3 protein-coding genes and 1 pseudogene are annotated in these 3279 nt (G+C 60.7%); all 4 read left to right on the top strand.

Annotated features, from left to right (window positions below):
• Positions 1 to 215 (top strand): annotated as a pseudogene (locus tag AC1D1P_RS18595) (NAD-dependent epimerase/dehydratase family protein); the annotation flags it as partial.
• Positions 212 to 1018 carry a transketolase gene (locus AC1D1P_RS18590; RefSeq protein WP_477668500.1) on the top strand — a complete coding sequence of 269 codons (807 nt, stop codon included), beginning with the start codon at positions 212 to 214 and terminating at the stop codon, positions 1016 to 1018. The pseudogene AC1D1P_RS18595 and the gene AC1D1P_RS18590, both read left to right, overlap by 4 nt.
• Positions 1015 to 1938: a transketolase family protein gene (locus tag AC1D1P_RS18585; protein WP_477673985.1), complete on the top strand. Its 924-nt coding sequence runs from the start codon at positions 1015 to 1017 to the stop codon at positions 1936 to 1938. The genes AC1D1P_RS18590 and AC1D1P_RS18585 overlap by 4 nt, the downstream gene beginning before the upstream one ends.
• Positions 1939 to 1941: 3 nt before the next feature.
• Positions 1942 to 3279 (top strand): ATP-binding cassette domain-containing protein (locus AC1D1P_RS18580; RefSeq protein WP_477673984.1); only part of this gene is annotated, 1338 nt, incomplete at its 3' end.

Genomic DNA, 3279 nt, shown 5'->3' with positions numbered 1-3279 from the left:
CGGTAAGTATCGCCGAGCTCGCGCAGCATATCGTTCGAGCCTCGGGGGCCATGCTTGACGTGAATATCGAAGCATTGCCTACCGCCGAACCGGCGCCACGCTACCTGCCCGACACACGCAAGGCGCGGGAGGAACTCGGCCTTGCGGAATTCACGGGGCTTGACGCGGCGCTGCTCAAAACATTCAACTGGAGTCGTTCATCGATCACATCATGAACAAATTCAACGCCACTCGCATCCGAAGAACTGTCCTGGATATGGCCTATTCCGGCGCGACCGTGCATATCGGCTGCGCATTTTCGATCGTCGAACTGCTCGCCGTGCTTTACCGGAGTCATCTCAGGTTCGATCCTGCGAATCCCGAATCACCCGATCGGGACTACATGGTGCTCAGCAAAGGCCACGGCGTGATGGCGCAGTACGCCTGCCTGCACGAAATCGGATGGCTTGACGACGGCGACATCAGCCAATACTTCAAGGACGGCAGCCGGCTCAAGGGATTGGCCGACGCACATATTCCCGGCGTCGAAGCAACGGCCGGCTCTTTGGGGCACGGGCTTTCGGTAGCAACAGGCCTGGCCATGGGTGCAAAGCTCAGCCAGACAGATCAGATCTGCTATGCGCTGGTCGGGGATGGTGAACTCAACGAAGGCGCGATCTGGGAGGCAGCGCTGTTCGCCACGCATTTCAAGCTCGACAACCTCGTCGTGATCGTCGACAAAAACGGCTTCCAGGCAATGGGCACCACCGACGAGGTCATTGCACTCGGCAACATCGAGGAGAAATTCCGCGCCTTCGGTTTCGACGCAGTCACCATTGACGGCCATGATGAAGCCGCTATTGACGCGGCCTACCGCGACGCGCGCGCCGGCCGCAACGGAAAGCCGAAAGCAATCGTCGCGACCAGCATCAAGGGCAAGGGCGTCTCGTTCATGGAGCACAACAACGTCTGGCACTACACACGGCTGACCGCCGAGACCCACGCGGCCGCGATCGCCGAGCTCGGAGGCACAGCATGAGAAACGCATTCTCCGACGCGCTGGTCGCTGCCGCGCTGGCCGACCCTAAAGTGCTGCTTCTCACGGGCGACCATGGCTATGCCCTGTTCGACGCTTTTCGCAAGGCCAGGCCGAACCAATACATCAATTGCGGCATTGCTGAGCAAAATATGGTGGGGGTGGCGGCGGGTCTGGCTAAAGCCGGTTTCAAACCCATCGTTTATGGCCTCGCGGCATTTGTACCGATGCGTGTGCTTGAGCAGATCAAGATCGACGTCTGCTACGAAAACCTGCCTGTGATCCTGATAGGTGACGGCGCCGGGCTCGTTTACAGCCATCTCGGCAGCAGCCACCAGTGCACCGAGGACATCGCCTGCACGCGCGCGGTACCGGCATTGACCGTGTTGTCTCCAGCTGACYGCTTTGAAATGACCGCGACCATGCAGCTTGCACTGCGGCTCGAATCACCGGTCTATATGCGCGTCGGCAAAAGTGATCGTGGCGACGTGCACGACGGTCCAGTCAAACTGCAAGCTGGCGGCATGCTACCGGTGAGTCCGAGAGGGAAGCGCATCGCCCTGCTCGCAACCGGATCCATGGTGAAGACCGCACTCGAACTCATCAAGCAGGGCCTCGACGCAGAAGCCTGGAGCGTGCCGTCGATCAAACCGCTGGATCGCGAGTGCCTGCATTCGATTATCGACCGGGTCGACGCCATCGTGACCTTGGAGGAACATTCGGTCATGGGCGGACTAGGTGCCTGCATCACCGAAGAAGTTACCGCCTACCGGCCGCTGCCGGTCTGCCGCATTGGCATCAAGGACCGCTTCTCGTCGCTCTGCGGCACCTGGGATTACCTGCTGCATGAGCATGGGCTCGACCTTCCGAGCGTGCGACAAAGCGTCGAGGCCTTTCTCGCTGGCAAGCCGTCCAAACACTGAGTTATGACCTTGAAGCAGGAACTCCCACAACTGTTGCGTCGGCTCTGGCTGCATTTGAGCCTGCGGCGTCGGCGCCAGTTCGCGGGTTTGCTGGCCCTGACGCTGGTCAGTGCGTTCGCCGAGGTGATGAGTTTGGGCGCCGTACTGCCTTTTCTCGCGGTCCTGACCGCACCGGAGCGGCTGTTCGCCTACCCACTCGTCACCCAGGTCGCACAGGCATGGGGTATCGCTTCAGCACAAGGATTAATCCTGCCGCTGACGATTATTTTTGCGGCAGCAGCGCTTCTGGCCGGGGCCTTGCGCATGTTGCTACTCTGGGCTGGCATGCGCCTGGGCCTGACCAGCGGTTCCGATCTCAGCACCGAACTCTATCGGCGCACCCTCTACCAGCCCTATCAGGTACATGTCTCGCGCAACAGCAGTGAGGTCATCGCCGGCATCACGCAAAAGGTCAACAGCATAGCTTTCGGGGTGCTGCAACCGGTACTTGTGCTGCTGAGCTCGGTCGTCCTGCTCGCGTCCGTTGTTGCCGTTCTTGTCGTCATCGACCCATTTGCCGCAACCGTCGCCGCGCTGGGCTTTGGCGCCAGCTACACCATCATTGCCGCCATAACCAGGCGCCGGCTCCGGCAAAACAGCGAGCTGGTGGCACGCGAGCAGACGCAGGTCGTCAAGGCGCTGCAAGAAGGCCTCGGTGGCATCCGCGATGTGCTGTTAGACAATGCGCAACCGCTGTATTGCGAGATCTACCGCAAGGCCGATCATCCGCTGCGCCGCGCCCAAAGCGACAGCCAATTCATCAATATCAGCCCGCGCTACGCGATGGAAGCGGTTGGCATGGTGCTGATCGCGGCGCTGGCTTATGCACTCAGTCAGCAAAACGGCGGCGTTGCGGGCGCATTACCGGTGCTCGGCGCACTCGCACTCGGCGCGCAGCGCCTGCTCCCGGCCTYGCAACAAAGTTTCGGGGCCTGGGCCACGATCGTGAGCTGTCAGGCCTCGCTCGCCGAAACGCTGGCGCTGCTCGACCAGCCGCTCCCACCCGAAGCATTCCAGCCACCGGCTGCACCGCTGGATTTCAAAAACCATATTCATTTTGACCAGGTGCGCTTTCGCTATTCGGACACAACGCCGTGGGTGCTTGATGGTCTCGATCTGACAATCACCAAGGGAACTCGCGTCGGTTTTGTCGGTAGCACGGGTAGCGGGAAAAGTACAACACTCGACCTCATGATGGGCTTGTTGCTTCCAACCGAGGGACAACTGCTGGTGGATGGCAAACCGGTCAGTGGCGACCATCTGCGTGCCTGGCAGCGCACCATCGCCCATGTACCGCAGAGC

The organism is Polaromonas sp. P1_E1_2, from assembly GCF_056406035.1.
This window is presented reverse-complemented; position numbering and strand designations above follow the sequence as displayed.

What these genes read in the sequence shown, in the direction of transcription:
- AC1D1P_RS18590 (WP_477668500.1), top strand. Translation starts at nt 212, where the DNA reads ATGAACAAATTCAACGCCACTCGCATCCGAAGAACTGTCCTGGATATG.